The organism is Pseudomonas cyclaminis (assembly GCF_015163715.1).
Lineage (GTDB): Bacteria > Pseudomonadota > Gammaproteobacteria > Pseudomonadales > Pseudomonadaceae > Aquipseudomonas > Aquipseudomonas cyclaminis.
In genome coordinates this window covers 1-528 of sequence record NZ_JADDUM010000257.1, presented here as the reverse complement: position 1 = coordinate 528, position 528 = coordinate 1, and the positions used below count along the sequence as shown (strand labels likewise).

Annotated in this window: 1 protein-coding gene; it reads right to left on the bottom strand. The window is 61.0% G+C overall.

Going from position 1 to position 528, the window contains the following annotated elements; all coding sequences use genetic code 11:
* Positions 1-112: 112 nt before the first annotated feature.
* Positions 113-528, bottom strand: a 416-nt coding sequence (locus tag IQK56_RS26970) for an NAD(P)/FAD-dependent oxidoreductase (RefSeq protein ID WP_193901887.1), incomplete at its 5' end; no start/stop codon positions are given.

Here is a 528-nt window from a genome sequence, read left to right as displayed (position 1 = left end):
TTTTTGTTGTCAGTCATAGCAAGGCTACCTGTCGATAATCGGAAGAATCGAGTGCTCACGGATGTCCGGAGCGTCCTGGAAACGCAAACGACGGTGACGCAACAACGGCAACTCAGTGCAAATAGTCCTGGAAGCGGTAGTAGGCGCCCACAAAGGGCAAAAACCAGGGTTTGCCGAAATGCCCGGGAATCGCCGGCCATTCCAGTTCGCGCCACGGGTTGGCGGCAGCATTGCCGGCCATGACCTCAGCCATCACCAGGCCCATGTGCACCGACATCTGCACGCCATGGCCGCTGTAGCCCATGGAATGGAACACGCCACCATGCTGGCCGGCACGGGGCAGGCGGTCGGACGTCATGTCCACCAAGCCACCCCAGCAGTAGTCGATCTTCACGTGCGCCAACTGCGGGAACATGTTCAACATCGCCGCTTGCAGCACCTTGCCGCTCTTGGCGTCGGAGACGCTGTCGGACATCGCAAACCGCGCACGCCCGCCGAACAGCAGGCGGTTGTCCGGGGTCAGGCGAA